Here is a 26,897-nt window from a genome sequence, read left to right on the forward strand (position 1 = left end):
ACAGGAGTCGGCGGGGTATCGCCGGTGAGGTTGGACAGCGGAAAACCATGAACGTACTTCTGGTCGTGCTCGCCTTCTGGCTGCCGGGCCTCGTCTTCGGCGCCGCGATCCGGCTGCGCGGCTGGCTGCTCGCCGCGGCCGCGCCGATCCTGACGTTCGGCATCGTCAGCCTGGGCGTGCCGGTGCTCGGCGGGCTCGGCATCCGCTGGTCGATGCTCGAGGTCGCCCTGTGGACGCTCGTGCTTTCGGTCGCCGGCTTCGGGCTCTCGTTCGCCGTCCTGCGCTTCTCCGCCCGGCGCCACCCGGACTGGGCGGAGAAGGACGCCGCCGCGGCGGCCCCCGCCCGGTCCCTGCGCGAGCACCTGCTGATCGGGGCCGGTGTGCTGGCCGGCAGTCTCGTCGGCATCGTCACGTTCCTGCGCGGCGCCCGCGGCCTGAACCAGGTCCAGCAGGGCTGGGACGCGCCGTTCCACGCCAACCTGGTCCGCTGGATCGCCGAGCACGGCGACGCCCGGCCGTCGACCGTCGGCACCATCGCGAACCTGCCGGACCAGACGAACTACTTCTACCCGGACACCTACCACGCCCTGCTCGCGCTGGTCTTCGACAAGGCCGGCCTGGCGATGATGCCGACGCTGAACATGGGCGCCCTCACGGTGATCCTGTGCGTGCCGATCGGCGTCGCGGCGATGTGCCACGTGTGGCGGATGCCGGCGCTCGCGGTCGCCGCGGCCGCGGCGGTGTCGGCGTCGTTCACCAACTTCCCGTACGACTCGCTCTGGCGCGGCCCGCTCTGGCCCTACGTCGCCGGCGTCGCGCTGATCCCGGTGATGCTCGCGCTCGGGCGCCTGCTGCTGGAGCCGCGCGGGCTCGCCGGCCCGGTCGCGATCGGCATCGGCGTCGCCGGCCTGATCGGCCTGCACACCAGCGTCGCGTTCGTCGTCGTCGTGTACTTCCTGCTGATCCTGCTCGCCGTGCTGTTCCGGTTCGAGCGGATCGACTGGCGCCGGTCGGGGGCCTCGCTCGGGGCCACGGTCGTGCTCGCCGCCGTCTGCGGGCTCCCGCTGGCGTTGCCTTCGCTGTACAACGCGGGTGGCGTGACGAGCGCGTTCTGGGCGTCGGAGGCCACGGTCAGCGGCGGGCTCGGGGAGACCCTCACCTTCTCGCCGATGGCCGCGTTCCCGCAGTGGTGGATCGGCGTGCCCGCCCTGATCGGCATCTTCCTGCTGGTGAAGCACCGCCGGATGCTGTGGATGGTCGCCGCCTACGTCGTGTTCGGCGGGCTGTTCGCGGCCACCGTGTCGCTGGAGACGCCGCTCATCCACACCCTCACCGGCATCTTCTACAACGACCACTGGCGGATCGGCGCGCTGGTCCCGCTGGCCGGCGCGGTCGCGTTCGGCGAGTTCACCGACACCGCCGCCCGCTGGATCGGGCGCAAGGCGGGCGGCCGGCTGCCGAACGTCTCCCCGGCGACGCTCACCACGGTCGGCGTCGTGCTGCTCGTGGTCGTCATCGGCGGACTGAGCCGCGGTGGGTACATCGGCCGCAACGCCGCCCGCCTGCAGCAGAACTACAGCGGCGGCCCGACGGTCAGCAACGACGAGCGCCAGGCGTTCGACTGGCTCGCCGCGCACGTCGCGCCGGGCGAGCGGGTGATGAACGGCAAGGCCGACGGCTCGGTCTGGATGTACGCGCTCGACGGCGTCCAGCCGGTCGAATGGACCTTCTACGGTGCCGAGCTCGACACCCCGGCCGGGTACCTCAGCATCTACCTCGACGACATCGACCAGTTCCCGCACGTGCGGGAACTGCTCACCGACCTCAAGGTGCGGTACGTCTTCGTCGGCAAGGGCAAGGTCACGAAGGACACCAACAGCGGGCCCGGCCTGAGCCACCTCGACACCACGCCCGGCTTCAAGCTCGTCTTCCAGAACCCCGGCGCGTCCGTCTACGAGATCGAAGGCCAGCAGGGCGTCGTCGCGGCTGGTGCGGCTCCAGGGTCCGGGGCCGGTAACCGGTAGTGAAAGGCTAGAGTGATCGCGTGTCCAGCACCTCCGTGACCAGCCGCCGCGTGCTCATCGTGATGCCCGCGCTGAACGAGTCCGCGAGCGTCGCTTCGGTCATCGAGCAGGTGAAACGCGCCCTGCCGGGCGGTGACCTGCTGGTCGTCGACGACGGCTCGGTCGACGACACCGCCAAGCTCGCCCGCGCGGCCGGGGCCGAGGTGGCCCGCCTCGCGGTGAACCTCGGTGTCGGCGGCGCGATGCGCACCGGCTTCCGCTACGCCGCCGCCCGCGGGTACGACGTGGTCGTGCAGGTGGACGCGGACGGCCAGCACGACCCCGACGAGCTCGACGCGCTGCTGCGCGGCCTGGACGACGCCGACATCGTGATCGGCTCCCGGTTCGCCGGGAAGGGCTCGTACAAGGCGAGCGGGCCGCGCAAGTACGCGATGGTCGCGCTCTCGCTCGTGTTCTCGCGGCTGGCGAAGACCAAGCTCACCGACGTCACGTCGGGGTTCAAGGCGATGGGCCCGCGCGCGATCCGGCTGTTCGCCGGCTACTACCCGGCGGAGTACCTCGGCGACACCGTGGAGTCGCTGGTGATGGCCATCCGGGCCAAGCTGACCATCAAGGAGATCCCGGTCGTCATGCGGGAGCGCGCGGGCGGCACGCCCAGCCACTCGCCCGTCAAATCGGCCGTCTACCTGAGCCGGGCCGGGCTCGCGCTGCTGCTGGCGCTCGTGCGCCGCCGGCCCGCGGTCGACTCCTCCGACTCGGCGTAAGGGGAACTGCAATGGACGGTTGGCGCATCCTCAGCATCGTCGTCGCGTGCGTCGTGCTGTTCGTCGTCCTCGAGATGATGCGGCGGCGGAAGCTGCGGGAGAAGTACGCGGGCGTCTGGCTCGTGGTCGCCTCCGGCGTCGTCGTCCTCGCGGTGCTGCCGCAGGCGGCCGAGTTCCTCGCCAAGCACACCGGCGTGCAGACGCCGTCGAACTTCGTCTTCCTCCTCGCCGGCGTCGTGCTGGCCCTGGTGTCGCTGCACCTGTCCACCGAGGTCGGGCACCTGGAAGAAGAGGTGCGCACGTCGGTCGAGGAGACCGCGCTGCTGCGGTGCGAGCTCGAGGACGCCAAGCGCGAGCTGGCCGCCCGGATCACCGAGCTGGAGGCGCGGACCACCGCGCCCGACGACGTCAAAGGGCTTCCCGAGGTCGAGCGCGTCAGCAAGTGACCGGGTGATCGAAGCCCTGCTCGCCGCGCCGGCCCGGTTGGGGGCGGTGCGCCTGCTGGCCGTCGACGGCCCGTCGGGCGCCGGGAAGTCCACACTGGCCGCTCGGATCGCCGCCGGGCTGCGTGCGCGCGGGTGCCGGACCGAGCTGGTGAGCACCGACGCCTTCGCGACGTGGGACGATCCGGTTTCCTGGTGGCCACAGCTGGTCGACGGCGTCCTGAAACCCCTCGCGAACGGCGTCGAAGGCGCTTACCGGCGGATGGACTGGACAGGTGGGGCACCCCGGCCGGGTGAGCTCGTCCGGGTGCCCGTGCCGGAAGTCCTGGTGCTGGAAGGTGTCTCGTGCGGCCGCACTTCGGTAAGACCCCTGCTTTCGCACCTCTGCTGGCTCTCCGGCGGTTCGGAGAGCGCGCGGCTGGCCAGGACAGTGGCGCGCGACGGCGAGGCCGCACGGGCCGAACTGGGCCGCTGGCAACGGTTCGAGCGTGGCTGGTTCGCCGTCGACGGCACCGCCGCGGCCGCCGGTACCCGACTTTCGTCGGAACCGAGCCGTCACGGTGCGTGAACAGACCGCTATGGATCGATCAAGACAAGTCGCCCCGGCCAACACGACCGGGCTAACGTTGGTACCGCCATCTGAGTTAGTGATCCGCCACCAGGCGGAGTGGTCGGCCGCAAATGGTCACAGTCTGTCGTGATTTACGGACACATTGCGGTCAAATCGACGCCCACGTAGCGCGATCGTAACCTCACGTACTTAAGCCTGGGGCGAGTTCCCGCTAGTGTCGGCGAGCACACCGATCGTCCGTCGAGTTCCTGACCGACCGGACGGTGACTTTGAACCCGAACATCTCCCAAGGGGTGCCAGATGCAGCAATTGCGGCTGACCCGAACACGCCGCGTGGCCCTGATCGGGCTCGCCGGCGCGCTCGCGGTTTCGCTGTCCGCCTGTGCGGAATCCAAGCGTGATGAGGGCGCCGGGGGTGGTACCGGAGGCACGATGATCTTCGGTGCGGCCGGTAACCCGAAGATGTTCGACCCCACGTTCAACGACGAGGGCGAGACCTTCCGGATCACGCGGCAGATCTACGACACGCTGATCCAGAACAAGCCGGGCACCGCCGACCTCGAGCCTTCTCTCGCCGAGAAGTGGGAGTCGAGCAACGAGGGCAAGACCTGGACGTTCTCCCTCAAGTCCGGCGTGAAGTTCTCCGACGGCACCCCGATGGACGCCACGGCGGTCTGCTTCAACTTCGACCGCTGGTACAACATGAAGGGCGCCGCCGCCCAGAGCCAGATGATCTACTACGGCGACGTCTTCGAGGGCTTCGCCAAGAACGAGGGCGACGCGAGCGGCGACCCGGTCTACAAGAGCTGCGAGGCGAAGGACCCGACGACCGCGGTCCTCAACCTGAACAAGGCCAAGGGCGCGTTCCCGGCGGCGTTCACGCTGCCGTCGTTCTCCATCGAGAGCCCGACCGCCCTCAAGCAGTACAACGCGGACCAGGTCACCCAGAGCGGCGACTCGTTCACCTACAGCGAGTACGCGAACAAGCACCCGGTCGGCACCGGCCCGTTCAAGTTCGAGAGCTGGGACCAGGCCAAGGGTGAGATCACCCTGGTGCGCAACGACACCAGCCCGTCGCCCGCGAAGCTCGACAAGCTGATCTTCAAGGTGATCCCGGACGAGAACGCCCGCAAGCAGGCGCTCAAGGCCGGCGACATCAACGGCTACGACTACCCGAGCCCGGCGGACTACGGCCTGCTGCGCAACGACGGCGAGCAGGTGCTCATCCGCCCGTCGTTCAACGTGCTGTACCTGGGCATCAACCAGGCCAACAACCCGAAGCTCAAGGACGTCAAGGTCCGCCAGGCGCTGGCCTACGGCATCAACCGCGAGCAGTTCGTGAAGTCGAAGCTGGCCGAGGGTTCCGAGGTCGCGACGGAGTTCGTCCCGAAGGTCATCTCGGGCTACACCGACGACGTCACGAAGTACCCGTACGACGTGAACAAGGCGAAGAGCCTGCTCAAGGAAGCCGGCGCGGAGAACCTCACGCTGAAGTTCTACTACCCGACCGAGGTCAGCCGGCCGTACATGCCGAACCCGGCGGACACCTTCACGGCGATCTCCGAGGACCTCAAGAAGATCGGTGTCACGATCGAGGCCCACGCCGAGCCGTGGAACGGTGGCTACAAGGACGACGTGCAGAAGGCCGGCAAGCAGGACCTCCACCTGCTCGGCTGGACCGGTGACTACAACGACGCGGGCAACTTCGTCGGCACGTTCTTCGGCCGCGAGAAGAAGGAGTTCGGGTTCAACAACCCGGAGCTCTTCGCGGCTCTGAGCGCGGCGGACGCTTCGCCCGCCGGTGACGCTCACGCCAAGGCGTACCAGGAAGTCAACAAGAAGATCATGGACTTCCTCCCCGCCATCCCGATCGCGTACCCGACCCCGGCCATCGTGGTCGGCCCGAAGGTGAAGGGTCTGGTGGCGAGCCCGCTCACCGACGAGCGCTTCAACACCGTGACCGTGAGCTGACGAAGGATTTCAGCCAAAGGCAGGGGGTGGGTGCTACCGCACCCACCCCCTGCGCCTGATCCCGGGCTGGCAACAAAGGACTGCAAGTGCTCCGTTTCCTCGTGCGTCGGCTGCTACAAGCGATCCCGACGCTCTTCATCCTGTCCATCCTGGTCTTCGCCTGGCTCCGGTCCCTGCCCGGTGGTCCCGCCGCCGCCCTCCTGGGCGACAAGGCGACGCCGGAGAAGATCGCCAACCTCAACCACGTGCTCGGCCTCGACCAGCCGATCTTCGTGCAGTACTTCGGATTCCTCGGCCGGGCGCTCACCGGCGACTTCGGCAACTCCCTGGTGTCGACCCAGCCCGTGATGGGCGAGATCGTCACCTTCCTGCCGGCGACCATCGAGCTCGGTCTTTCCGCGATGATCATCGCGATCGTCATCGGCATCCCGGCCGGCTACCTGTCCGCGCGGTACCGCGGCGGGCCGGTTGACAACGGTGTCATCGTGCTGAGCCTGATCGGCGTCGCGGTGCCGGTCTTCTTCCTCGGCTACATGATGCAGGACCTCCTGGCCGCGCCGCTGGGCCTGCCGTCCCAGGGCCGCCAGGCTGCGGGGCTCGACGCCACGGCGATCACGAACTTCGCCATCCTCGACGGCATCATGACGAGCGAGTGGGACGCCGTCTGGGACGCGATCAAGCACCTGATCCTGCCCGCGTTCGCCCTCGCCACCATCCCGCTCGCGGTGATCACCCGGATCACCCGCGCGTCGGTGCTGGACGTCCTCAACGAGGACTTCATCCGCACGGCCAACTCCAAGGGCCTGACCCAGCAGGTGGTGCGCACCCGGCACGTCCTGCGCAACGGCCTGCTGCCGGTGGTCACGACCATCGGCCTGCAGACCGGCGCGCTCCTCGGCGGCGCCGTGCTGACCGAGCGGGTGTTCAACTTCCGCGGCCTCGGCTTCCTGCTGGCCGAAGGGATCGAACGGCGTGACTACCCCCGGCTGCAGGCACTCCTGCTGTTCGGTGCCGTGGTCTACGTCCTGGTGAACATGCTGGTCGACATCTCGTACGGGATCATCGACCCGAGGGTGCGTGTGCGATGAACACTCTGCTCAACAAGAAGAAGGAACCGATCGACAAGCTCGCCGCGGCGAGCGGGCGCAGCCTCGGTGCGGACGCCATCCGCCGGATGCTGCGCAGCCCGGTCGCGATCACCGGCGCCGTCATCACCGGCGTGTTCCTCATCGTCGCGATCTTCGCGCCCCTGCTGGAACCGAAGGACCCGGACGTCCACTACCTCGGCGACCAGATCCGGCCGAACTTCATCCCGGGCGCACAGGCCGGGTTCCCGCTCGGCGTGGACGACTTCGGCCGCGACTTCCTGTCGCGGCTGATCGCCGGCGCGCAGCAGACGCTGATCGTCGGGGTGCTCGCCACGATCGTCGGTGTGATCATCGGTGTGATCATCGGTGGTCTCGCGGGCGCGTTCGGCGGCTGGGTCGACACCGTCCTCATGCGACTGGTCGACGTCATGCTGTCGTTCCCGTCGCTGCTGCTGGCCATTTCGATCGCGGCGCTGTTCGCGAAGCCGAGCCAGTGGACGGTCATCCTGGCCGTGTCGATGATCGGCGTGCCGATCTTCGCCCGGCTGCTGCGCGGTTCGATGCTGTCGCAGCGGGACGCCGACCACGTGCTGGCGGCGACGTCGCTCGGGGTCAAGCGCGGGGCGATCGTGTTCCGGCACATGCTGCCGAACTCGCTCGGCCCGGTCATCGTGCAGGCGACCCTCACGCTGGCCACTTCGATCCTGGAGGCCGCGGCGCTGTCGTTCCTCGGTCTGGGCGACCCGGACCCGTCGCGGGCGGAGTGGGGGCTGATGCTGGGCAAGGCCTCGCACCAGTTCCTCGACGTCCGCCCGGAGCTCGCGTACTACCCGGCGATCGCGATCATCATCGTGGCGCTCGGGTTCACGCTGCTCGGCGAGTCCCTGCGTGAAGCCCTCGACCCGAAGAACAGGCGGTGAGAAACCATGGCACTCCTTGAAGTCCGTGACCTGAAGGTCGACTTCGTCCGCCGTGGCGAGCGGCCGTTCACCGCGGTGGACGGCGTCAGTTTCGACGTCGAACCGGGCCAGACCGTCGGCCTGGTCGGCGAGTCCGGCTGCGGCAAGTCCGTGACGTCGCTGGCGATCATGCGGCTGCTGGCCCGGCGCGGCAACAAGGTCAGCGGTTCGGTGCGCTTCGAAGGCACCGACCTGCTCAAGCTGTCCGACAAGGACATGCGCGACCGCCGCGGCCGCGACCTCGGCATGGTGTTCCAGGACCCGCTGTCCTCGCTGAACCCGGTCATCCCGATCGGGCTGCAGATCACCGAGGTGCTGGAGCGCCACCGCGGGATGTCCCGCAAGGCGGCGACGGCCGAAGCGACGGACCTGCTCGACAAGGTCGGCATCCCCGACCCGTCGCGCCGGCTTTCCGAGTACCCGCACCAGCTTTCCGGCGGGATGCGGCAGCGCGCGCTGATCGCGATCGCGCTGGCGTGCCGGCCGCGGCTGCTCATCGCGGACGAGCCGACCACCGCCCTGGACGTCACCATCCAGGCGCAGATCCTCGCCCTGCTGCGGGAACTGGTGCAGGACACCGGCACCGCGCTGATCATGATCACGCACGACCTCGGTGTGGTCGCCGGGCTGTGCGACGAGGTCAACGTGCTCTACGGCGGCAAGATCGTGGAGCGGGCGCAGCGGCACCAGCTGTTCGCCGAGCCGCGGCACCCGTACACGCACGGCCTGCTGGCCTCGATCCCGCGGCTCGACGCGGGCCGCGGCGAAAAGCTGGTGCCCATCCGCGGTTCGGTGTCCGACAACATCCCGTGGGACCACGGGTGCGCCTTCGCACCGCGCTGCCCGAACGCGCTGCCGGTCTGCCGCGAGGTCCAGCCGCAGCTGGCGCCCGACCAGGGCGGCCTGCTGCGCTGTCACAACCCCGTGCGGCCGGCGGTCGCGGCGGGAGGAGGAGCCCGATGACCCGTCCTGCTGGTGACGTGCTGCTCGAGGTCAGCGACCTCAAGGTGCACTTCCCGATCAAGAGCGGGGTCGTGTTCGACCGGACGGTCGGCCACGTCTACGCGGTCGACGGTGTCGACCTGTCCATCCGCCGCGGCGAGACCTACGGCCTGGTGGGCGAGTCCGGGTGCGGCAAGTCGACGCTGGGCCGGGCGATCCTGCGGCTCAGCGAGCCGACCGCCGGTTCGGTGGTCTTCGACGGCACCGACGTCGCCAAGCTGAAGGGTGAGGAACTGCGGAAGGCCCGGCGCCGGATGCAGATGATCTTCCAGGACCCCCTGTCCAGTTTGGACCCGCGGCAGTCGGTGGAGTCGATCCTGCTCGAGGGCATGCACGCGCACGGCCTCGACAAGGACAAGGAAGCCACCCAGCGGCGGCTGCGGCAGCTGCTGTCCGCGGTCGGCCTGCCGGAGACGTCGCTGCGGAAGTACCCGCACGAGTTCTCGGGCGGGCAGCGCCAGCGCATCGGCATCGCGCGGGCGCTGGCGGTGGAGCCGGACCTGATCGTCGCCGACGAGCCGGTGTCCGCCTTGGACGTTTCGGTGCAGGCCCAGGTGGTGAACCTGCTGGAGGACCTGCAGGACCAGCTCGGCCTGACGTACGTGGTGATCGCGCACGACCTCGCGGTGGTGCGGCACATCTCCGACCGCATCGGCGTGATGTACCTCGGCGCGCTGGTCGAGGAGACCGACGCGGACTCGCTGTACCGGGAACCGCTGCACCCGTACACGCGGGCGCTGCTGTCGGCGATCCCGGTGCCGGACCCGCAGGTGGAGGACACCCGCGAGCAGATCCTGCTCGCCGGTGACCTGCCTTCGCCGGCGAACCCGCCGTCGGGCTGCCGCTTCCACACGCGCTGCCCGTGGAAGCAGGCGAGCCTGTGCGACACCGACCGCCCGCAGCTGCGCGAGATCGGCGGCGGTCACCGGGTGGCGTGCCACTACGCCGAGGACATCCGCGACGGGCGCATCCAGCCGCACGAGGTGAAGGCGGAGCTGGTCGAGCTCACCGGGGCGCTGAACCCCGACCTGGGCCCGCCGGACGTCGGAACGTCCGCCGAGATCCTCTGAGGTTCTCTTCGGGTGACCGGCCGGGATTCGTCCCGGCCGGTCACCTTTTTCACGGCTTGAGGTCGAGCGCGGCGCTCATCGTGGCGTCCATGTAGAACGGCGTCGAGTCGTGCACGTGGGTGATCCGCCACTCGCCGTCCTGCTTGCGGAAGCCGAGGGTCGAGCGGAACCACAGCTCGAACGGCTGCGGCATGCCCTTCGGCGTCGTCGAGAGCCGGTTGAGGGCGTGGCTGAAGGCGACGTCGCCACCGACCGTGACCTCGAGGTCGCGGACTTCGTACTCGATCGGGCCGTCGAAGCTCGCGAACCAGGCCTTGCGGGCCTCGACGTCTTCGCCGTGGTGCACCAGCGGCGGGGCCAGGGTGAACGCGCGGAGGTCCTTCGCGCTTTGTGCGGCGAGCGCTTCGGCGTCACGCTCGGTCATCGCCGTCGCGCGGGCGGCCACCAGTTCGCGAATCCGCTTGTCGTCCTGCTCGGTCATGCCATCCTCCTGGGGTGTGGTTGCCTGTCGGAGGGGACGTAGGCGCCGCCACGCGGATTTCGACATCGACCGGGAGACTTTCGTGAAATACGTGGTCCTGATCTACGGCAACCCCGAGTCCCGGGCGGCTTGGGAGGGGATGAGCGCCGAGCAGCGGGCCGCCGGGCTGGCCTACTACCAGCAGCTCAGCGACGACCTCGACGCGTCGGGCGAGCGCATCGTCTCCGAGCGGCTCGCCTTCCCCGAGCTCACCACGCAGGTCAGCGTGGGCGAGCACGGCACGACGACGACCGACGGGCCGTTCGCCGAGGCCAAGGAGTTCCTCGCCGGCTTCTACCTGCTCGACTGCGAGAGCCGCGAACGCGCGATCGAGATCGCGGCGCGGATCCCCGAAGCCGCGTTCGCGGTGGTCGAGGTGCGGCCGGTGATGGGGCTGCGGTGATCGTCGACCTGCTGCGCACGCTCGCGCCCGAGGTCCTCGCGGCGGTCGTCCGGCGCTACGGCGATTTCGAGGCCTGCGAGGACGCCGTCCAGGAGGCGCTGCTGGCGGCGTCGCAGCAGTGGCCGGCTTCGGGCATCCCGGATCACCCGAAGGGCTGGCTGATCACGACGGCGTCCCGGCGTCGCATCGAGCAGTGGCGCAGCGAGACGGCCCGGCAGCGGCGTGAAGAAGCGGTGGCGCTGGCCGAGCCGCCGGACCCTTCGCCGGTCGCGGTGGACGACACGCTGACGTTGCTGCTGTTGTGCTGCCACCCGTCGCTTTCGCGGGATTCGCAGGTGGCGTTGACGCTGCGCGCGGTCGGCGGCCTGACGACGGCGGAGATCGCCCGCGCGTTCCTCGTCCCGGAGGCCACGATCGGCCAGCGGATCAGCCGCGCGAAGCAGAAACTCCGCGGCTCGCGCCTCACCCGGGACGGCGGTCCGGAGCGGCTGGCGGCGGTGCTGCAGGTGCTGTACCTGATCTACACGGAGGGCCACACGGCGAGTTCGGGCGACGAGCTGAACCGCGTCGAGCTGACGACGGAGGCGATCCGCCTGGTCCGCAGGCTGAGCGCGGAGCTCCCGGACGACGGCGAGGTGACGGGCCTGCTGGCGTTGATGCTCCTGACGGACGCCCGCCGGCCGGCCCGCGTCTCCCCGTCGGGCGCGCTGGTCCCGCTGGCGGACCAGGACCGCACACGCTGGAACCGCCCCTTCATCGAGGAGGGCATCTCACTGATCACGGGCGCGTTGTCGACTTCCCCGGTGGGGCCGTACCAGCTCCAAGCGGCGATAGCGGCGGTCCACGCCGAGGCCCCGACGGCCGCCGAGACGGACTGGGCCCAGATCCTCACGCTGTACGACCTGCTGCGGGTGGTGGCGCCGGGGCCGATGGTGACGTTGAACCGGGTGGTGGCTTTTGCGCAGGTCCATGGGGCGCAGGCGGGTTTGGCGGAGCTGGCGGGCGCGGAGTTGAAGGAGCACCACCGGGTGGACGCGGTGCGGGCGCACTTGCTGGAGTTGTCGGGCGATGTGGCTGGGGCGAGGGAGGCGTACTTGGTCGCCGCTGGGCGGACGTTGAGCCTGCCGGAGCAGGCTTACCTGCAGTCACGGGCCGCGGATCTGACGCCTTGACCGCTGGGCCTCGCCCTATCCCTGGTGTTGGCGTGGTCGCGGTGTCTTGAATGACTCATTCACCTCGTCGGACGCCATGAATGAGTCATTCAAGACGTTCGGTCCTGGCCAGCCGGGACCCAGCTGCGCTTTCCGACATACCGCGGCGCTGCCTGGGCGGGTTGTTTCCGGGCTTGGGGCGAGCCTGTGGCGCCTGCGCATCGACTGAGCGAACGCGCGGTCGCGCCGCCGAGACGCTGTGAAAGACCCCGTTCACCTCGTCGGACGCCATGACGGGTCTTTCAGGACATTCGTCCGCCGTCGACTGTGGGCCCCCCGTCCGCGCCATCCCGGCCCCACCGAAACCCCGCCCTTCCCTGGCAGGGTTCCGGCAATGTCTTTGGCCTGATTGCAGGGCGGGCACGACCCTCGTTGATCATGTGAGTGTCTAGGTCCCATGATCGTGTGAGAGAGCCGTGCCCGCTGACCTGCGAAAACATCTGGCCGAGGTGCCTGATCCACGAGATCGGCGTGGTGTGCGGCACCCGATCGGCTCGATTCTGGCGCTCGCCGCCGCAGCGGTCGTGGCGGGAGCCCAGTCGTTCACCGCGATCGGCGAATGGGCCGCCGACGCACCTCAGCCAGTCCTAGCCGCTCTCGGCGCCCGGTTCGATTCCCTTCAGAACCGGTACACAGCACCCGATGAGGCCACCGTGCGCCGCGTGACCGGACGGATCGACGGCGACATCCTCGACGACGTGATCAGCAACTGGCTCGCCGGACACGACACCAGCAACACCGACCCGCCCTGCTCGGAATACCTGCCTGAACAGCACAAAGACTTTGCCGGAACCCCGCCCTTCCCTGGGGGGCGTGCCCACGTCCAGTCTATCGGTGGCAACCGACCAAACCCGCAGGTCGACGCCCACCATCCGAAGTTGTCCACATGGGGGTGAACCCTGTGGACAACTCCGGCACCGGGCAGACCCGCCCCACCTGCGGGAGGATCACCTCATGCAGGTCACCGTGCTGGGGGCGTCAGGGCGAACCGGGATCCACGTGGTCCGCCTGCTCGCCGCGAGAGGTCACCAAGTGCGCGCCGGCCTGCGGAGCCGGCAGCGGGCCGATGTCCTCCGGGACGAACGCGCGAAAACCGTCGTCGCCGATGTCACCGCCGATCGGGATGAGCTCGTCGAAGCCCTCAAGGACTCCGATGTCGTCATCACCACCATCGGCGCGCCCGATCCGGAACCCGAGTCGGTGAACCTCGTCGACCGGGACGGGGCCATCGCCGCCATCCGGGCCGCCGAAGTCGCCGGGGTGCCGCGCTTCATCCAGCTCTCCGCGCAGTTCGCCGATTCACCCGATCAGGGCGACCGGCTCGTGCGGTCGATCCTGCTCGCCAAGCAGGTGTCCGACAGCGTCCTGCAGAAGTCCGCGCTGACCTGGACCATCGTCCGGCCCGGGACGCTCACCGACGGCCCCGCCACCGGCCGCGTCAAGGTCGCCGGCCACCTCGAACCCGGGCGGATCACCCGGCGGGACGTCGCCGCCGTGCTCGTCGGGGTCCTCGGGGAGCCGCTCACCGAGAACCGCGGCTTCGACGTCGTTTCCGGGGATTTCCCGGTCGGTCCGGCCCTCGCGACACTCGACTGACCCCGACTCAAGTCGTACCCCTGGCAATACCTGAGTAGGCCGCGCCCGGCGCACTTCCCCCGGTACCCTGCGGAAAGCAGATTTCCGAACGCGCAGGGGGTACGGGCAGTGCACATCGACCAATGGCTGGAGGCGATCCCGCCGCTCTCGGTGTACCTGATCGTCGGCGCGGTGATCATGATCGAAAGCCTCGGCATTCCGCTGCCCGGCGAGATCGTGCTGGTCAGCGCGGCTTTGCTGGCCTCGCAGCACAGCAACCTGAACCCGCTGTGGATCGGCGTCCTGGCCAGCGCCGGCGCCATCATCGGCGACAGCATCGGGTACTTCATCGGAAAGACCGGTGGTCAACGGCTGTTCGCCTGGGCCGGCCGGAAATTCCCGAAGCATTTCGGCCCGACGCACCTCGCCAACGCCGAACGGATCTTCAACAAACGCGGTGTGTGGGCCGTCTTCCTCGGCCGGTTCATCGCGTTCCTGCGCATCCTCGCCGGCCCGCTCGCGGGGTCACTGCGCATGCACTACCCGAAGTTCCTGCTGGCGAACGCGGCCGGCGGCATCGTGTGGGCGGGCGGCACGACCGCGGCCGTCTACTACCTCGGCGTGGTCGCCGAAGAGTGGCTCGGCCGGTTCTCCAAGTTCGGCCTGGTCGCGGCGGTCGTGATCGGCGTCGTCGTCTTCTTCGTCATGAAGAAGCGGCTCGGCCGCAAGCACGACGACGCCGAGACGGCCACCGTCGAGGAGAAGCCGGTCAACGAGCCGACGGTCTAGACCGCGACGAGCTCGCGCTTCCGAGCCGGCCGCAGCGACCCGAGCAGCACCCCACCGATCACGACGACGGCAGCGCCGACCTCCAGCCAGGTCGGCCGCTCGCCGAGCAGCAGGAACGACGCCGTCAGCCCGACCACCGGCACGAGCAGCGAGAACGGCGAGACGACGCTCGCCGGGTTGCGCCGCATCAGCGTCGTCCACACGCCCGACCCGACGACGGTGCCGATCAGCACGACGTAGGTCAGGCCACCCAGCGCCGTCAGCCCGGTCGGTGTCCCGAGCGTCGTCAGCGAGCGCCACTGCGCGGCCGGCCCTTCCATGACCAGGGAAAGCGCGAACATCGGCAGCGGCGGCACCACGGACATCCACAGCGTGAAGTGCAGCGGGTTGTCGGGCTCGGCCTTGCGCGTGCTCAGGTTGCCGAACGCCCAGCTCAGCGCGGCCAGCAGCGTCAGGAGCATCGGCAGCAGGGCCGCGTGCCCGGACTGCTGCCACGCGATCGCGACCATCCCGGCGACGGCCAGCGCGATCCCGGCCAGCTGGTGCGGCGTGACGCGTTCGCGCAGGAAGACGGCGCCGAGCAGCACCGTGAACGGCGCCGACGCCTGCAGGACCAGCGAAGCGAGCCCGGTCGGCATCCCGGTGTCCATCGCGATGAACAGGAACGCGAACTGCCCGGTGCCGAAGCCGAGGCCGTAGCCGAGCAGGTGCCGCACCTTCACCTTCGGCCACGGGACGAACAGGATCGTCGGCACGGCGATCACGGCGAACCGCAGCGCACCCGCGAACACCGGCGGGAACTGGCCGAGCGTGGCGTGGATGGCGAGGAAGTTCAGGCCCCAGAGGACGGCGACGAGCACGGCGAGCAGGCGGTCACGGGTGGGCATGCCTCCACTCTGTCAACGGCCATCGTGAAGGACCAGCGATATTATCTGCACGGACCTTGTAGCCGGACTTCACATATGCTGGGTCCGTGGATCTGGGCCGGTTGCGCACGCTGCGGGAGTTCGCCGACCGCGGGAGCGTGACGGCCGCGGCCCGGGCGCTGCACTGCACGCCGTCCGCGGTTTCCCAGCAGCTGCGGGCCCTGCAGGGCGAGGTCGGCCTGCCGCTCACCGAGCCGGCCGGGCGGGGACTGCGGCTGACCGACGCCGGCCGCGCGCTGGTCGCCCGCGCCGACGAGGTGCTGGCCGCGCTCGATCGCGCCGAGTCCGAACTGGACACCTACCGCAGCGCGCCGCGCGGGCGCGTGCGGATCGCGATCTTCCAGTCGGCCGGGCTGATGCTGCTGCCCGGCCTGCTGACCCGCGTCGCCGGGTACGAGGGGCTGGAGGTCGACGTCCGCGACGTCGACATGACGCCGTCCGAGGTGCCCGGCCTGGTCGCGGACTACGACATCGTCGTCGCGCACCGGGACGAGCACGCGCCGGAGTTCGACGCCGGCCGCCTCGACGTCGTGCCGCTGCTGCGCGAACCGCTCGACGTCGCGCTCCCGGCCGGGCACCGGCTGGCGAGCCGGCGCCGCGTCGAACTGGCGGACCTGGCCGACGAACGCTGGATCAGCGTCGACTTCGGCTTCCCGGTGGACGACGTGCTGCGCTCGCTGACCATCCGCACCGGCGTGCGGCCGGTGGTGGTGCAGCGGATCAACGACTTCCGGATCACCGAGCGGCTGGTGGCGGCCGGGCACGGGATCGCGCTGCTGCCGCGATACACGATGGACACCGGGCGCGGGCGCGGCTTGGTCGCGCGGCCGCTGGCCGGGATCCGCGCGGCGCGGCTGGTGGAGGCGGTCTGCCGCACCGGCGCGCTGCAACGTCCGGCCGTGGCGAAGGTGATCGACGAACTGCGCGCGGAGGTCGCTCAGCTCACGGCGTGACCGCGGAGGTAGGCCAGCGCGATGCCCAGCGCGTCCTCGAGAGCCGTGATGTCCTGCCGGAGGTGGGCCAGCAGCAGTCCACCTTGGACGGACGTCATCGCCGCCTGCGCCAGCCGCGCCGGGTCGGCGTCGGGACGCAGCTCTCCCTTGTCCCGCAACGTGGTCAGCCCGCGTACCAGGTGGGACTCCCACGTCCGGTAGGCCTGGTCCACCAGCGGCGCGAGCTTCGGGTTGTCGCCGACCTCGCCGGCGAGGTTGCCCAGCGGGCAGGCGATCGGGCCGCCCGCGCGCCGCTGGACGTCGAGCAGCTGCTCGGTCCACGTCTCGAAGTCCGCCCAGGACGTCAGCTCGAAGATCGCGGGCTGGTTGGCCAGGATCTGCTCGAGGTACCGGTCGATCACGGCCTCGACCAGCTGGTCCTTGTTCTTGAAGTAGTGGTACATCTGCGATTTCCCGGCCCCGCTGGCGGCCAGCACCTTGTCGACGCTCGTGCCCGCGACGCCGTCCACGTACATCAGCTGGGCCGCGGCGTCGACGATCGCGTCGCGCGTCCGTTTGCCGCGCGGGGTCGAGGCGGCCGCTTGCATCTCCATGTACCGAATAGTACAGTCGGCCTCACTGTACCAATCAGTACAAGAAGTTTGGGGGAACCAAATGACGCTCGAAACCGCCCTGACCGGGTTGAACGACCAGCTCCGGGCCGCCCTGCCGCCGGAAATCGCCGAGGTCCTCGACGCGGATCGGCGCCGTGCCGCCGGAGCGAAGTTCGCCGAGGTGGGCGCCGAGATCGAGGACTTCGAGCTGCCCGGCGCCGACGGGACGCCGACGAAGCTGGCGGAGCTGGTCGCCCAGGGGCCGGCGGTGCTCGTGTTCTACCGCGGCCAGTGGTGCCCGTACTGCAACCTGACCCTGCGCGCTTATCAGCAGGAAGTCGTCCCTGAGCTGGGCAAGTACGGCGCAACGCTGGCCGCGATCAGCCCGCAGCGCCCGGACGGCTCGCTGCCGGTGGAAGACCTGGAGTTCCCCGTGCTCTCGGACGCCGGCAGCACGGTCGCGCGGGGGCTCGGGCTGAGCTACCCGGTGTCGGCGCCCGTGCGCGAAGCCATGCAGACGCTCGGCACGGACCTCGAAAAGGTGAACGGCACCTGGGAGCTGGTCCACCCGGCGGTGCTCGTGGTCGACCGGGACCGCGTGCTCCGGTTCGTCGACGTCCACCCGGACTTCGTCACGCGCACCGAACCCGCGGAGATCCTCGAAGCGCTCAAATCGCTTTAGCGCCACGCTTCACGCCGTAGGTGATCACCGAACCCAGGACCAGCGCCACGCCCAGGGAGACCAGCATGCTGATCCCGGGTTCGGTGATGATCTGGCCGCCGGCGTAGCCCAGGAAGGCCACGTAAGACGTCCAGAGCGTGACGCCGACGGCTGACGCGGTGAAGAACTCCGCCATCGGCCAGCGGAGCGAACCGGCGAGCAGGGCGCCGACCGTCCCGCCGGACGGCAGCCAGCGGGCGACCACCAGCACCGGCCGGGGGTGGCGCTGCAGCCGTCCGTCGAGCCAGCCGATGCCGGCGGCGATCTTCTTCCGCCGGCTCAGCCGGTTCAGCGCCGCCCGGCCACCGAACCGGCCGAGGGCGTAGAGCGCCTGGTCGGAGACCAGGCACCCGGCCGAGGCCACGGCGATCACCAGTGCCAGCGACGTCCCGCCCTGTGCCGCCGCGACGCCCATGCCGAGGATCGTCACCTCGGTGGGCAGCAGGGGCACGAGCGCGACGACGAACAGCACCAGCAGCCCCGCCGTAGTCGCATCCACACCTCCATTAACCGCCTGCCGGGCGCGGAAACTCCGGATCACGGAGGACTCACAGCAACCCGACAGGCGGCCCACAGGTTCAGCGGTTGGCGCGGTTCACCGCCGAGACGACCGCGCGCAGCGACGCCGTGACGATCGACGGGTCGATGCCGATGCCCCAGAACACCCGGTCCGAGATCGCGCACTCGATGTACGACGCGGCGCGCGCGTCGTCGCCCGGCGAGAGCGTGTGCTCGGAGTAGTCCAGCAGGCGCAGGTCGAAGCCGACGGTCGACAGCGCGTCGAAGAACGCCGCGATCGGGCCGTTGCCGCGGCCGGTGACCTCGTGCTCGTCGCCTTCGACGCGGACGGTCGCGGTGATGTCGTACTCGCCGTCCCCGTTGTCCTGGACGTGCTGGCGGACCAGCTCCAGCGGCGTCTTCAGCTCCAGGTACTCGGCCGAGAAGGCGTTGTACATCGTGGCCGGGTCGACCTCGCCGCCCTCGGTGTCGGTGTAGCGCTGGATGACCTTCGAGAACTCGATCTGCAGGCGCCGCGGCAGGTCGAGCTGGTGCTCGGCCTTCATGATGTAGGCGACGCCGCCCTTGCCGGACTGCGAGTTCACGCGGATGACGGCCTCGTACGTGCGGCCGACGTCCTTCGGGTCGATCGGCAGGTACGGGACCTCCCACGGGTACTCGTCCAGCGGCACGCCCTGCTTGTCGGCGGCGTCCTTCAGCGCGTCGAGGCCCTTGTTGATCGCGTCCTGGTGGCTGCCGGAGAAGGCGGTGAACACCAGGTCGCCGCCCCACGGCGAGCGCTCGGGCACGGGCAGCTGGTTGCAGTACTCGACGGTCCGCTTGATCTCGTCCATGTCGGAGAAGTCGATCTGCGGGTCGATGCCCTGGCTGTAGAGGTTCATGCCCAGCGCGACCAGGTCGACGTTGCCGGTGCGCTCGCCGTTGCCGAACAGGCAGCCTTCGATCCGGTCGGCGCCGGCCTGGTAGCCCAGCTCGGCGGCGGCGATCCCGGTGCCGCGGTCGTTGTGCGGGTGCAGCGACAGGATCACCGAGTCCCGGCGGTCCAGGTTCCGGGACATCCACTCGATCGAGTCGGCGTAGACGTTCGGCGTCGCCATCTCGACCGTCGCCGGCAGGTTCAGGATCACCGGCTTCTCGGGCGTCGGCTGCCAGATCTCGGTGACGGCGTTGCAGACCTCGAGCGCGTAGGACAGCTCGGTGCCGGTGTAGGACTCCGGCGAGTACTGGAAGCGGAAGTCGGTGTCCGGCTGCTTCGCGGCCAGCTCGACGACCATTTCCGCGGCCTGGGTCGCGATCTTCTTGATGCCCTCGCGCTCCTCGCGGAAGACCACGCGGCGCTGCAGGATCGAGGTCGAGTTGTAGATGTGGACGATGGCCCGCGGCGCGCCTTCGAGGGACTTGAAGGTCCGCTCGATCAGCTCGGGACGGCACTGGGTCAGCACCTGGATGCTGACGTCGTCCGGGATGGCGTGCTCTTCGATGATCTCGCGGACGAAGTCGAAGTCGGTCTGGCTCGCGGCCGGGAAGCCGACCTCGATCTCCTTGTAACCCATGCGTACGAGCAGGTCGAAGAACTTCCGCTTGCGCGCGGGCGACATCGGGTCGATCAGGGCCTGGTTGCCGTCCCGCAGGTCGACGGCGCACCACAGCGGCGCGCGGTCGATGCGCTTCGTGGGCCAGGTGCGGTCGGGCAGGTCGATGTTCTCGACGAGGTCGTACCAGGGGCGGTAGCGGTGGACCGGCATGGACGTGCCGCGCTGGGTGTTCCAAGCGGGCTGGTCAGCGGGCGCGGGACGCGAAGGCTTGCGGATCTTGCTCATGGTTTTGAGGGTGTCTCCAGCTAGACGGGTGCGACCGGCACCACGAAGCCCCGCGACGGGGAGCCGGTCCGGTCAGGCCCCGTCGCGGCAGCGAAGCAGGAGAGCACGCGCCACGACTCCACCATAACCAGGGAACACCGCACGGGGAAAGCCGGGCGTCTCCTCCTGGGGGTTACCTGTGGGTAGCAATCGGACGGTGCCCGTGCGAAACTTCGAGCATGGGTGAGCACACGGAGTCGTCTTCGACGTCGTCGGCGTCGTCGGAGGAGACCGAGGTCTCCCGCCGGGCCCCGGTCGACTGGCGCGCCACGGGCGGCCGGATCGCCTCGATCGTGGCGTCGATCGTCCGCTGGGTGGGGCTGATCTTCGCGGCGCTGCTGGTGATCCACGTGATCTTCACGGTCGGCTCGGCCAACCCGGACAACGGCATCGTCTCGTTCGTCAAGTCCTGGGCGGACGGCCTGGCGCTGGGGTTCAGCGACCTGTTCACCCCGAGTGACGCGAAGCTGCGAGTCCTGGTGAACTACGGCATCGCGGCGATCTTCTGGCTCGTGGTGTCCGGGGTACTGGCGAAGATCATCCGCCGGGTGGGCGGCGCTTCCTGATTCCGCGGTGATCACGATCGGCGCACTCTCGTAACGCACTGTCGCCGCCGGGCCAGGGCTCTTCGCGTGGGTTCCGTTCGTCCACGCCGCGGTGCGGCTCGGCCGGAAGCCGCTCTACGCGCGCGCCGCCGTCTTCGGAGCGGCCGCCGCGGTCATGTCCACGCTGCTGTCCCTCTCTCCGAAGGACGCCGCGGGCAAGACGGTCGGCACCGCGGGCAACCTGCTCACCTGGGTTGCTGTGGTCATCGGCCTCGTCGTGGTCGCGGTCGCCTGCGTGCAGCAGGCCAAGCTGCGCCGCGAAATCCTCCGCCACGTTCCCGGCGAGCGCCTTGACGGCCCGGATCCGGCCGTCGCCGCCGCGCTGGCCGCGCGGGAGCGCCGCACCGAAGCCCGGAAGCTCGTCGCCGAGGAGCCGCTCATCGCGCGTGACCTCCGGATCGGCCGTCCCGACCTGGTGCGGGACTACGACGACGGCGGTCTGGTCGACCTGAACAACGCGCCGGCGGAGGTGATTGCGTCGGTTTGCGGGCTCGATGCCGCTACCGCCGAAGCCATCGTCGACATCAGGACGACCGTCGGCGGGTTCAGCGCCGTCGACGACGTCAGCACCGTGGTGCCCTTCACGGCGCTGGACCGCGTGCGGGACCGGGCCGTCGTCCTGCCGGGCTAGAGGGCCGGCGTGCCCCACTGGCCGGTGAACGCGAACTCCTCCAGCGGGATCCGCTGCCGCTCCGCCTTCTCGCGCTCCACCCGCCAGTCCTCCTCCAGCACCTCGGGCGCGGCCGGCTTCCCCACCGCGATCGCCACCTTCGGTACCGCGTCGTCCGGAAGGCCGAAAGACGCGCTCACGTCGGGAGCGGAAAACCCCGCCATCTGGTGCGCGACCAGGCCCAGCTCCACCGCCTGCAGCACGAGGTTCTCCGACGCCAGCCCCAGCCCGTACTCCGCGTACGGCACCGAACCCTTCGCGTTCGTCGTCACCATCACGCCGATCAGCAGCAGGCTCGCCCGGTGCGCCCACGCCCGGTTGCCCGAGTTGAGCGTCGCCAGGATCGCGTCGAACGACGGCGTCCCGCGGAGCCCCACCAGGTAGCGGGCCGGCTGGGTGTTGCCGAACGACGGGGCCCAGCGGGCCGCCTCCAGCAGCGCCCTCACCTGCTCCGGGCCGACCGAAAAAGACGCGTCCAGGGCCCGCGGGCTCCACCGCTCGGCCATCAGGGCAGCGATCGGGACGCTCGTCACAGCTGGCTTTCGCACGATCTTGACGATACCCAGGCGTGCGCTGCATCACTCGGGAGGAAGGGCTCCGCGCATTTCGTTGGTGTTACGGAAGATTTACTTCCGCACCGTCCGCGCACGGGCCCCGCCCCACGTCAAGAGGGTGGCGGGCCGCTGGAGCCCCGGTAGGCTCCTTCTCAAATATGGGACGCGGGGGCTCCTCGGTGCCCACCAGGGAGCAGACCCGGCCCGTCTAGGAGGTTCGGGCGTGGCCCTCGTGGTCCAGAAGTACGGCGGATCGTCGCTGGAAAGTGCCGACCGGATCAAGCGCGTCGCGGAACGGATCGTCGCCACCAAGAAGGCCGGCAACGACGTCGTCGTGGTCTGCTCCGCGATGGGTGACACCACCGACGAGCTGCTCGACCTGGCGCAGCAGGTCAACCCGGCGCCGCCGGAGCGGGAGATGGACATGCTGCTCACCGCGGGTGAGCGCATCTCGAACTCGCTGGTCGCCATGGCTATCGCGGCCCAGGGTGCCGAGGCCTGGTCGTTCACCGGTTCGCAGGCCGGCGTCGTCACGACGTCGGTGCACGGCAACGCACGCATCATCGACGTCACGCCGAGCCGGGTCACCGAGGCCCTCGAGCAGGGTTACGTCGCGCTGGTGGCGGGCTTCCAGGGCGTCGCGCAGGACACCAAGGACATCACCACGCTGGGCCGCGGTGGCTCGGACACCACGGCCGTCGCGTTGGCCGCCGCGCTGAACGCCGACGTCTGCGAGATCTACTCCGATGTGGACGGTGTGTACACGGCCGACCCGCGGGTGGTGCCGGACGCGAAGAAGCTCGACACCGTGACCTACGAGGAGATGCTGGAGCTCGCCGCCAGCGGGTCGAAGATCCTCATGTTGCGGTGCGTCGAATACGCGCGCCGCTACGGCGTCCCGATCCGAGTGCGCTCTTCCTACAGTGACAAGCCGGGCACGACGGTGACCGGTTCTATCGAGGAGATCCCCGTGGAACAAGCCCTGATCACCGGTGTGGCGCACGACCGCTCCGAAGCGAAGATCACGGTCACCGGGGTACCGGACCACGCCGGTGCCGCGGCCCGGATCTTCCGCGTGATCGCCGACGCCGAGATCGACATCGACATGGTGCTGCAGAACGTGTCCAGCACGGTGTCCGGCCGCACGGACATCACCTTCACGCTGTCGAAGGCCAACGGCGCCAAGGCGGTCAAGGAACTGGAGAAGGTCAAGGCGGAGATCGGCTTCGAGTCGGTGCTCTACGACGACCACGTCGGCAAGGTTTCGCTGGTCGGCGCCGGGATGCGCTCGCACCCCGGTGTCACGGCGACGTTCTGCGAAGCGCTGGCCAACGCCGGCGTCAACATCGAAATCATCAACACCTCGGAAATCCGGATCTCGGTGCTGATCCGCGACGCGCAGCTCGACGACGCCGTGCGCGCGATCCACGACGCGTTCGAGCTCGGTGGCGACGAGGAAGCTGTGGTCTACGCGGGGAGTGGTCGCTGATGGCGGACGGGTTGCGGGTCGGGGTGGTCGGCGCGACCGGCCAGGTCGGCGCGGTGATGCGCAAGCTGCTGGCGGAGCGGGAGTTCCCGATCGCCGAGCTCCGGTACTTCGCTTCGGCGCGCTCGGCGGGTTCGACACTGCCGTGGCGCGACACCGAAGTCACGATCGAAGACGCGTCGACGGCGGATCCGTCCGGTTTGGACATCGCACTGTTCTCCGCGGGCGGGTCGACGTCGAAGGCGCAGGCGCCGCGGTTCGCCGAGGCGGGCGTGACGGTGATCGACAACTCCTCGGCGTTCCGGATGGACCCGGACGTGCCGCTGGTCGTCAGCGAGGTCAACCCGCAGGCCATCAAGGAAGCGCGGAAGGGGATCATCGCGAACCCCAACTGCACCACCATGGCCGCGATGCCGGTGCTCAAGCCGCTGCACGACGAGGCCGGGCTGGTCCGGCTGGTGGCGTCGACGTACCAGGCGGTGTCCGGCAGCGGGCTGGCCGGCGTCGACGAGCTGGCGGGTCAGGTTCGCGCCGCCGCCGAGCACGCGGCGCTGCTGACCCACGACGGCGCGGCGATCGACTTCCCGAAGCCGGAGAAGTACGTCCGGCCGATCGCGTTCAACGTCCTGCCGATGGCCGGGTCCATTGTGGACGACGGTGAGCTCGAGACGGACGAAGAGAAGAAGTTCCGCAACGAGAGCCGCAAGATCCTGAGCATCCCGGGGCTGGGCGTGTCGTGCACGTGCGTGCGCGTGCCGGTGTTCTCGGGGCACTCGATCTCGGTGAACGCGGAGTTCGCGCAGCCGCTGACGCCTGCGCGGGCGACGGAGCTGCTGGCGCACGCGCCGGGCGTCGAGCTGTCGGAGGTCCCGACCCCGCTGCAGGCGGCGGGCAACGACCCGAGCTACGTCGGCCGCATCCGCGTCGACCAGGGCGTCGAGGGCGGCCGCGGGCTGGCGCTGTTCATCTCGAACGACAACCTGCGCAAGGGCGCGGCGCTCAACGCCGTGCAGATCGCGGAGCTGATCGCCCAGTCCTGACGCCGAGCGTTCCGAAGGCCCCTCGCCGCGGGTGGTGAGGGGCCTTCGCCGTGTCATGCTCGGGTCCATGGGCGTGACACGGCTGATCCTCGCACCGTCCGACTCCGGCCGCCGCGACTGGCGGATGGGCGCGGGCCCCACCGACCTGCTCCGCCACGGCGCGGCCGAACGGCTCGGAGCCGAGGTCGTCACGGTGGCGGAGAGTGGTTACGAAGAGGTCCAGCGGGCGGTCGCCGAGCAGGTCCGGCGCGCGGTCGCGGACGACGTGGCCCCGATCGTGCTGGCCGGCAACTGCGGTGCGTCGGTGGGGGTGGTGGCCGGGCTGGCGGCGAGGGATGACCTGGCGGTGGTGTGGCTCGACGCGCACGGCGACCTGAACACGCCGGAGACGACGACCTCGGGTTTCGTGGACGGCATGGGCCTGGCGATGCTCACCGGCCGCTGCCGGACGACGGTGCCCGGGTTCCGTCCGGTACCCGACGAGCACGTCTTGCTGGTAGGAGCCCGCGACCTCGACCCGGCGGAGCGGGCGGTGCTGGACGAGTCGCGCATCCGCCTGCTGCCGGCCCGGGCGGCCGAGGTAGCGGCGGCCGGGTTTCCGCCGCGGGTACGACGGGTGCACCTGCACGTGGATTTCGACGTGCACGACTCACGGCTGGTCGGCAGCGCGAATTCGTACGCGGCCTCGGACGGCCCGGACGCGGCGGAGGTCCGGCACATCGTCGAGGCGGTGAGTGCGAGGTGGCCGGTGGTGAGCGCAACGTTCGCGGCTTACGACCCGGCTTGTGACGGTGACGGCGGAGTGCGGGCGGCGGCGTTGGAGCTGATCGAGCTGACCGGCACGGTGCTGACGTGACCGGTCACTGCCTCCACAGTGGACGATCGGAAATCGCCTTGTCCGATCGGCCGTCACCGGTCATCCTTGGCCCGCAAGCAATTCAGGGGAGGAATCATGTACACCGCTGTCGAAGGGTCCCGCGTCCCGATCCGGATGTGGGCGGACCCCGCCTCGGTCGAAGACCAGGCCATGCGGCAGCTGCACAACGTCGCCAACCTGCCGTGGGTGCACGGTGTCGCCGTGATGCCCGACGTGCACTACGGCAAGGGCGCCACCGTCGGCAGCGTCATCGCCATGCGGGACGCCGTTTCGCCCGCCGCTGTCGGGGTGGACATCGGGTGCGGCATGAGCGCCGTTCGGACGTCGCTCACCGCGAGCGATCTCCCTGATGACCTCGGCAAGCTGCGCCGGCGGATCGAAAGCGCCGTTCCCGTCGGCTTCGGGCTGCACAAGACGCCCGTGAACCCCGCGAAGGTGCACGGCGTCGGCGGCTGGGACGCCTTCTGGAAGGGCTTCGGCGAGCTGCACGCCGGCGTCCAGGAGCTGCACGACCGGGCCGCGCGCCAGATCGGCAGCCTCGGCGGCGGGAACCACTTCATCGAGGTCTGCCTCGAAGAGGGCACCGGGCAGGTCTGGCTGATGCTGCACTCGGGTTCGCGCAACATCGGCAAGGAGCTGGCGGAGCGGCACATGGCCGTCGCGCGCAAGCTGCCGCACAACGCCGACCTGCCCGACCGGGACCTCGCGGTGTTCGTCGCGGGCACGCCGGAGATGCGGGCGTACCGGCGCGACCTCTTCTGGGCGCAGGACTACGCGGCGCGCAACCGCGCCACGATGGTCGCGCTCGTGAAGCAGGCGCTGAAGGACGTCGTCCCGCAGACGACCTTCGACGACGCCATCTCCTGCCACCACAACTACGTCGCCGAGGAGACCTACGACGGGGTCGAGCTGCTCGTCACCCGCAAGGGCGCGATCCGTGCCGGATCGGGTGATCTCGGGATCATCCCGGGCAGCATGGGGACCGGTTCGTACATCGTCCGCGGGCTCGGGAACACCGCGTCCTTCGAGTCGGCGTCGCACGGTGCCGGGCGCCGGATGTCGCGGAACAAGGCCAAGAAGCTGTTCACCGCCGACGACCTCGCGGCGCAGACGGCCGGCGTCGAGTGCCGCAAGGACTCGGGCGTCGTCGACGAGATCCCGGCGGCGTACAAGGACATCGATGCGGTGATCCAGGCCCAGACGGACCTGGTCGAGGTCGTGGCGCACCTCAAGCAGGTGGTCTGCGTCAAGGGCTGAGCGGTACCTTGGCGCCATGACGAGGGGTGGAACGACGGCCGCGCTGCTGGCCGGGGCCGCACTGCTGCTGAGCGGGTGCGGCCAGGTCAGCGACGCGGTCGACCAGGGGTCGAAGACCGCGGACAAGGTGGGCGCGTGCACCGAGGCGCTCGGGCTGGCGGACCTGAACCCGCTGGTCGACCCGGAGAAGCTCAAGGCCCGCGCCGCGGACAAGGAGAAGCGGCTGCGGGAGCTGGCGGGCGACGTCCAGGACCAGGACGTCAAGAACGCGCTGCTGGGCATGGCCGGTTCGTACGTCGAGGTGCAGAAGGAACGCATCGAGGACGCCGGCGTGGTGGCCCAGTGGGTGCAGCGCAACGTCAAGAAAATCGACGCGCTCCGCGTGGCCTGCGGCGGCTAGCGCTGGTCAGAAGTCCGTGAATGTCGCATTGAGGGACTCTAAGTCCC

The 26,897-nt window shown here is 69.8% G+C and carries 29 protein-coding genes; 23 read left to right on the plus strand and 6 right to left on the minus strand.

Annotated features, from left to right (window positions below; translation table 11 throughout):
* The first annotated feature begins 47 nt into the window (after nucleotides 1-47).
* From ACZ4TR_RS03625 to ACZ4TR_RS03665, 9 genes are all read left to right on the plus strand, one after another.
* On the plus strand, nucleotides 48-2,024 hold the full coding sequence (locus ACZ4TR_RS03625; protein ID WP_465285605.1) for a DUF6541 family protein: 1,977 nt from the start codon (nucleotides 48-50) through the stop codon (nucleotides 2,022-2,024).
* 62 nt (nucleotides 2,025-2,086) lie between these two features.
* Nucleotides 2,087-2,788 carry a glycosyltransferase family 2 protein gene (locus tag ACZ4TR_RS03630; RefSeq protein ID WP_465286280.1) on the plus strand — a complete coding sequence of 234 codons (702 nt, stop codon included), beginning with the start codon at nucleotides 2,087-2,089 and terminating at the stop codon, nucleotides 2,786-2,788.
* A gap of 11 nt (nucleotides 2,789-2,799) precedes the next feature.
* Nucleotides 2,800-3,234 (plus strand): DUF2304 domain-containing protein, encoded by a 435-nt coding sequence (locus tag ACZ4TR_RS03635; protein ID WP_364512758.1) that lies wholly within the window; start codon nucleotides 2,800-2,802, stop codon nucleotides 3,232-3,234.
* 4 nt (nucleotides 3,235-3,238) lie between these two features.
* On the plus strand, nucleotides 3,239-3,799 hold the full coding sequence (locus tag ACZ4TR_RS03640) for a uridine kinase family protein (protein ID WP_465285606.1): 561 nt from the start codon (nucleotides 3,239-3,241) through the stop codon (nucleotides 3,797-3,799).
* A 303-nt stretch (nucleotides 3,800-4,102) separates the two neighbouring features.
* Nucleotides 4,103-5,773 carry an ABC transporter substrate-binding protein gene (locus ACZ4TR_RS03645; RefSeq protein WP_364512753.1) on the plus strand — a complete coding sequence of 557 codons (1,671 nt, stop codon included), beginning with the start codon at nucleotides 4,103-4,105 and terminating at the stop codon, nucleotides 5,771-5,773.
* Nucleotides 5,774-5,859: 86 nt separating this feature from the next.
* The gene (locus ACZ4TR_RS03650; RefSeq protein ID WP_364512750.1) at nucleotides 5,860-6,861 is read left to right on the plus strand and encodes an ABC transporter permease; all 1,002 of its coding nucleotides are present in this window, start codon (nucleotides 5,860-5,862) and stop codon (nucleotides 6,859-6,861) included.
* The gene (locus ACZ4TR_RS03655; RefSeq protein WP_465285607.1) at nucleotides 6,858-7,781 is read left to right on the plus strand and encodes an ABC transporter permease; all 924 of its coding nucleotides are present in this window, start codon (nucleotides 6,858-6,860) and stop codon (nucleotides 7,779-7,781) included. Before ACZ4TR_RS03650 ends, ACZ4TR_RS03655 begins: the two co-directional genes overlap by 4 nt.
* Before the next feature lie 6 nt (nucleotides 7,782-7,787).
* Nucleotides 7,788-8,783 carry an ABC transporter ATP-binding protein gene (locus ACZ4TR_RS03660; protein WP_465285608.1) on the plus strand — a complete coding sequence of 332 codons (996 nt, stop codon included), beginning with the start codon at nucleotides 7,788-7,790 and terminating at the stop codon, nucleotides 8,781-8,783.
* Nucleotides 8,780-9,892: an ABC transporter ATP-binding protein gene (locus ACZ4TR_RS03665; RefSeq protein ID WP_364512741.1), complete on the plus strand. Its 1,113-nt coding sequence runs from the start codon at nucleotides 8,780-8,782 to the stop codon at nucleotides 9,890-9,892. Before ACZ4TR_RS03660 ends, ACZ4TR_RS03665 begins: the two co-directional genes overlap by 4 nt.
* A gap of 49 nt (nucleotides 9,893-9,941) precedes the next feature.
* On the opposite strand, the gene ACZ4TR_RS03670 is transcribed toward ACZ4TR_RS03665, so the two are convergent.
* Nucleotides 9,942-10,373 (minus strand): YybH family protein, encoded by a 432-nt coding sequence (locus ACZ4TR_RS03670; protein ID WP_465285609.1) that lies wholly within the window; start codon nucleotides 10,371-10,373, stop codon nucleotides 9,942-9,944.
* Nucleotides 10,374-10,455: 82 nt separating this feature from the next.
* On the opposite strand from ACZ4TR_RS03670, the gene ACZ4TR_RS03675 reads away from it, so the two are divergent.
* From ACZ4TR_RS03675 to ACZ4TR_RS03695, 5 genes are all read left to right on the plus strand, one after another.
* On the plus strand, nucleotides 10,456-10,815 hold the full coding sequence (locus ACZ4TR_RS03675) for a YciI family protein (RefSeq protein ID WP_364512735.1): 360 nt from the start codon (nucleotides 10,456-10,458) through the stop codon (nucleotides 10,813-10,815).
* Complete coding sequence (locus ACZ4TR_RS03680; RefSeq protein WP_465285610.1) at nucleotides 10,812-11,987, plus strand: RNA polymerase sigma factor; 1,176 nt, start codon at nucleotides 10,812-10,814, stop codon at nucleotides 11,985-11,987. The genes ACZ4TR_RS03675 and ACZ4TR_RS03680 overlap by 4 nt, the downstream gene beginning before the upstream one ends.
* Before the next feature lie 455 nt (nucleotides 11,988-12,442).
* The gene (locus tag ACZ4TR_RS03685) at nucleotides 12,443-12,922 is read left to right on the plus strand and encodes a transposase family protein (protein ID WP_465285611.1); all 480 of its coding nucleotides are present in this window, start codon (nucleotides 12,443-12,445) and stop codon (nucleotides 12,920-12,922) included.
* 58 nt (nucleotides 12,923-12,980) lie between these two features.
* Nucleotides 12,981-13,622: an SDR family oxidoreductase gene (locus tag ACZ4TR_RS03690; RefSeq protein WP_465285612.1), complete on the plus strand. Its 642-nt coding sequence runs from the start codon at nucleotides 12,981-12,983 to the stop codon at nucleotides 13,620-13,622.
* Between the two features lie 108 nt (nucleotides 13,623-13,730).
* A complete protein-coding gene (locus tag ACZ4TR_RS03695; RefSeq protein WP_364512729.1) occupies nucleotides 13,731-14,390 on the plus strand; it encodes a DedA family protein in 660 nt (219 codons plus the stop codon).
* On the opposite strand, the gene ACZ4TR_RS03700 is transcribed toward ACZ4TR_RS03695, so the two are convergent.
* Nucleotides 14,387-15,277 carry an EamA family transporter gene (locus tag ACZ4TR_RS03700; protein ID WP_465285613.1) on the minus strand — a complete coding sequence of 297 codons (891 nt, stop codon included), beginning with the start codon at nucleotides 15,275-15,277 and terminating at the stop codon, nucleotides 14,387-14,389. The two genes, ACZ4TR_RS03695 and ACZ4TR_RS03700, sit on opposite strands and share 4 nt — an antisense overlap.
* A gap of 86 nt (nucleotides 15,278-15,363) precedes the next feature.
* Here ACZ4TR_RS03700 and ACZ4TR_RS03705 point away from each other — a divergent pair, with 86 nt between their 5' ends.
* Entirely contained in the window at nucleotides 15,364-16,269 is a 906-nt protein-coding gene (locus ACZ4TR_RS03705) for a LysR family transcriptional regulator (RefSeq protein WP_465285614.1), read from the plus strand.
* Here the strand turns inward: ACZ4TR_RS03705 and ACZ4TR_RS03710 are convergent.
* Entirely contained in the window at nucleotides 16,254-16,862 is a 609-nt protein-coding gene (locus tag ACZ4TR_RS03710) for a TetR/AcrR family transcriptional regulator (protein WP_465285615.1), read from the minus strand. The two genes, ACZ4TR_RS03705 and ACZ4TR_RS03710, sit on opposite strands and share 16 nt — an antisense overlap.
* 61 nt (nucleotides 16,863-16,923) lie before the next feature.
* On the opposite strand from ACZ4TR_RS03710, the gene ACZ4TR_RS03715 reads away from it, so the two are divergent.
* A complete protein-coding gene (locus ACZ4TR_RS03715) occupies nucleotides 16,924-17,544 on the plus strand; it encodes a peroxiredoxin-like family protein (RefSeq protein ID WP_465285616.1) in 621 nt (206 codons plus the stop codon).
* Here ACZ4TR_RS03715 and ACZ4TR_RS03720 read toward each other — a convergent pair.
* On the minus strand, nucleotides 17,531-18,082 hold the full coding sequence (locus tag ACZ4TR_RS03720; protein WP_465285617.1) for a DedA family protein: 552 nt from the start codon (nucleotides 18,080-18,082) through the stop codon (nucleotides 17,531-17,533). The two genes, ACZ4TR_RS03715 and ACZ4TR_RS03720, sit on opposite strands and share 14 nt — an antisense overlap.
* A gap of 79 nt (nucleotides 18,083-18,161) precedes the next feature.
* Nucleotides 18,162-19,922, minus strand: a complete 1,761-nt coding sequence (gene leuA / locus ACZ4TR_RS03725) for a 2-isopropylmalate synthase (RefSeq protein ID WP_364512715.1) — start codon at nucleotides 19,920-19,922, stop codon at nucleotides 18,162-18,164.
* Between the two features lie 218 nt (nucleotides 19,923-20,140).
* Here leuA and ACZ4TR_RS03730 point away from each other — a divergent pair, with 218 nt between their 5' ends.
* Nucleotides 20,141-20,527: a hypothetical protein gene (locus ACZ4TR_RS03730; protein ID WP_465285618.1), complete on the plus strand. Its 387-nt coding sequence runs from the start codon at nucleotides 20,141-20,143 to the stop codon at nucleotides 20,525-20,527.
* A 91-nt stretch (nucleotides 20,528-20,618) separates the two neighbouring features.
* Nucleotides 20,619-21,197, plus strand: a complete 579-nt coding sequence (locus ACZ4TR_RS03735; protein WP_465285619.1) for a ComEA family DNA-binding protein — start codon at nucleotides 20,619-20,621, stop codon at nucleotides 21,195-21,197.
* On the opposite strand, the gene ACZ4TR_RS03740 is transcribed toward ACZ4TR_RS03735, so the two are convergent.
* Nucleotides 21,194-21,784: a nitroreductase family protein gene (locus tag ACZ4TR_RS03740; RefSeq protein ID WP_465285620.1), complete on the minus strand. Its 591-nt coding sequence runs from the start codon at nucleotides 21,782-21,784 to the stop codon at nucleotides 21,194-21,196. The two genes, ACZ4TR_RS03735 and ACZ4TR_RS03740, sit on opposite strands and share 4 nt — an antisense overlap.
* Before the next feature lie 229 nt (nucleotides 21,785-22,013).
* Here ACZ4TR_RS03740 and ACZ4TR_RS03745 point away from each other — a divergent pair, with 229 nt between their 5' ends.
* The 5 genes from ACZ4TR_RS03745 to ACZ4TR_RS03765 all read left to right on the plus strand — a co-directional run bounded on the left by ACZ4TR_RS03745 (nucleotide 22,014) and on the right by ACZ4TR_RS03765 (nucleotide 26,850).
* Complete coding sequence (locus ACZ4TR_RS03745) at nucleotides 22,014-23,279, plus strand: aspartate kinase (RefSeq protein WP_465285621.1); 1,266 nt, start codon at nucleotides 22,014-22,016, stop codon at nucleotides 23,277-23,279.
* The gene (locus ACZ4TR_RS03750) at nucleotides 23,279-24,316 is read left to right on the plus strand and encodes an aspartate-semialdehyde dehydrogenase (RefSeq protein WP_465285622.1); all 1,038 of its coding nucleotides are present in this window, start codon (nucleotides 23,279-23,281) and stop codon (nucleotides 24,314-24,316) included. Before ACZ4TR_RS03745 ends, ACZ4TR_RS03750 begins: the two co-directional genes overlap by 1 nt.
* Nucleotides 24,317-24,383: 67 nt before the next feature.
* Complete coding sequence (locus ACZ4TR_RS03755; RefSeq protein WP_465285623.1) at nucleotides 24,384-25,172, plus strand: arginase family protein; 789 nt, start codon at nucleotides 24,384-24,386, stop codon at nucleotides 25,170-25,172.
* A gap of 96 nt (nucleotides 25,173-25,268) precedes the next feature.
* Complete coding sequence (locus ACZ4TR_RS03760) at nucleotides 25,269-26,450, plus strand: RtcB family protein (protein ID WP_465285624.1); 1,182 nt, start codon at nucleotides 25,269-25,271, stop codon at nucleotides 26,448-26,450.
* Nucleotides 26,451-26,466: 16 nt separating this feature from the next.
* Nucleotides 26,467-26,850, plus strand: a complete 384-nt coding sequence (locus tag ACZ4TR_RS03765; protein WP_465285625.1) for a hypothetical protein — start codon at nucleotides 26,467-26,469, stop codon at nucleotides 26,848-26,850.
* Nucleotides 26,851-26,897 lie beyond the last annotated feature (47 nt).

This window comes from Amycolatopsis sp. NPDC028719 (genome assembly GCF_055565395.1).

Excerpts from the sequence above, each read along its gene's own strand:
- ACZ4TR_RS03625 (WP_465285605.1), top strand. The coding sequence starts at position 48 with ATGAACGTACTTCTGGTCGTGCTCGCCTTCTGGCTGCCGGGCCTCGTC.
- ACZ4TR_RS03630 (WP_465286280.1), top strand. The coding sequence starts at position 2,087 with ATGCCCGCGCTGAACGAGTCCGCGAGCGTCGCTTCGGTCATCGAGCAG.
- ACZ4TR_RS03635 (WP_364512758.1), top strand. The coding sequence starts at position 2,800 with ATGGACGGTTGGCGCATCCTCAGCATCGTCGTCGCGTGCGTCGTGCTG.
- ACZ4TR_RS03645 (WP_364512753.1), top strand. The coding sequence starts at position 4,103 with ATGCAGCAATTGCGGCTGACCCGAACACGCCGCGTGGCCCTGATCGGG.
- ACZ4TR_RS03655 (WP_465285607.1), top strand. The coding sequence starts at position 6,858 with ATGAACACTCTGCTCAACAAGAAGAAGGAACCGATCGACAAGCTCGCC.
- ACZ4TR_RS03660 (WP_465285608.1), top strand. The coding sequence starts at position 7,788 with ATGGCACTCCTTGAAGTCCGTGACCTGAAGGTCGACTTCGTCCGCCGT.
- ACZ4TR_RS03665 (WP_364512741.1), top strand. The coding sequence starts at position 8,780 with ATGACCCGTCCTGCTGGTGACGTGCTGCTCGAGGTCAGCGACCTCAAG.
- ACZ4TR_RS03670 (WP_465285609.1), bottom strand. The coding sequence starts at position 10,373 with ATGACCGAGCAGGACGACAAGCGGATTCGCGAACTGGTGGCCGCCCGC.
- ACZ4TR_RS03690 (WP_465285612.1), top strand. The coding sequence starts at position 12,981 with ATGCAGGTCACCGTGCTGGGGGCGTCAGGGCGAACCGGGATCCACGTG.
- ACZ4TR_RS03700 (WP_465285613.1), bottom strand. The coding sequence starts at position 15,277 with ATGCCCACCCGTGACCGCCTGCTCGCCGTGCTCGTCGCCGTCCTCTGG.
- ACZ4TR_RS03710 (WP_465285615.1), bottom strand. The coding sequence starts at position 16,862 with ATGGAGATGCAAGCGGCCGCCTCGACCCCGCGCGGCAAACGGACGCGC.
- ACZ4TR_RS03715 (WP_465285616.1), top strand. The coding sequence starts at position 16,924 with ATGACGCTCGAAACCGCCCTGACCGGGTTGAACGACCAGCTCCGGGCC.
- leuA (WP_364512715.1), bottom strand. The coding sequence starts at position 19,922 with ATGAGCAAGATCCGCAAGCCTTCGCGTCCCGCGCCCGCTGACCAGCCC.
- ACZ4TR_RS03730 (WP_465285618.1), top strand. The coding sequence starts at position 20,141 with ATGGGTGAGCACACGGAGTCGTCTTCGACGTCGTCGGCGTCGTCGGAG.
- ACZ4TR_RS03750 (WP_465285622.1), top strand. The coding sequence starts at position 23,279 with ATGGCGGACGGGTTGCGGGTCGGGGTGGTCGGCGCGACCGGCCAGGTC.
- ACZ4TR_RS03755 (WP_465285623.1), top strand. The coding sequence starts at position 24,384 with ATGGGCGTGACACGGCTGATCCTCGCACCGTCCGACTCCGGCCGCCGC.
- ACZ4TR_RS03760 (WP_465285624.1), top strand. The coding sequence starts at position 25,269 with ATGTACACCGCTGTCGAAGGGTCCCGCGTCCCGATCCGGATGTGGGCG.
- ACZ4TR_RS03765 (WP_465285625.1), top strand. The coding sequence starts at position 26,467 with ATGACGAGGGGTGGAACGACGGCCGCGCTGCTGGCCGGGGCCGCACTG.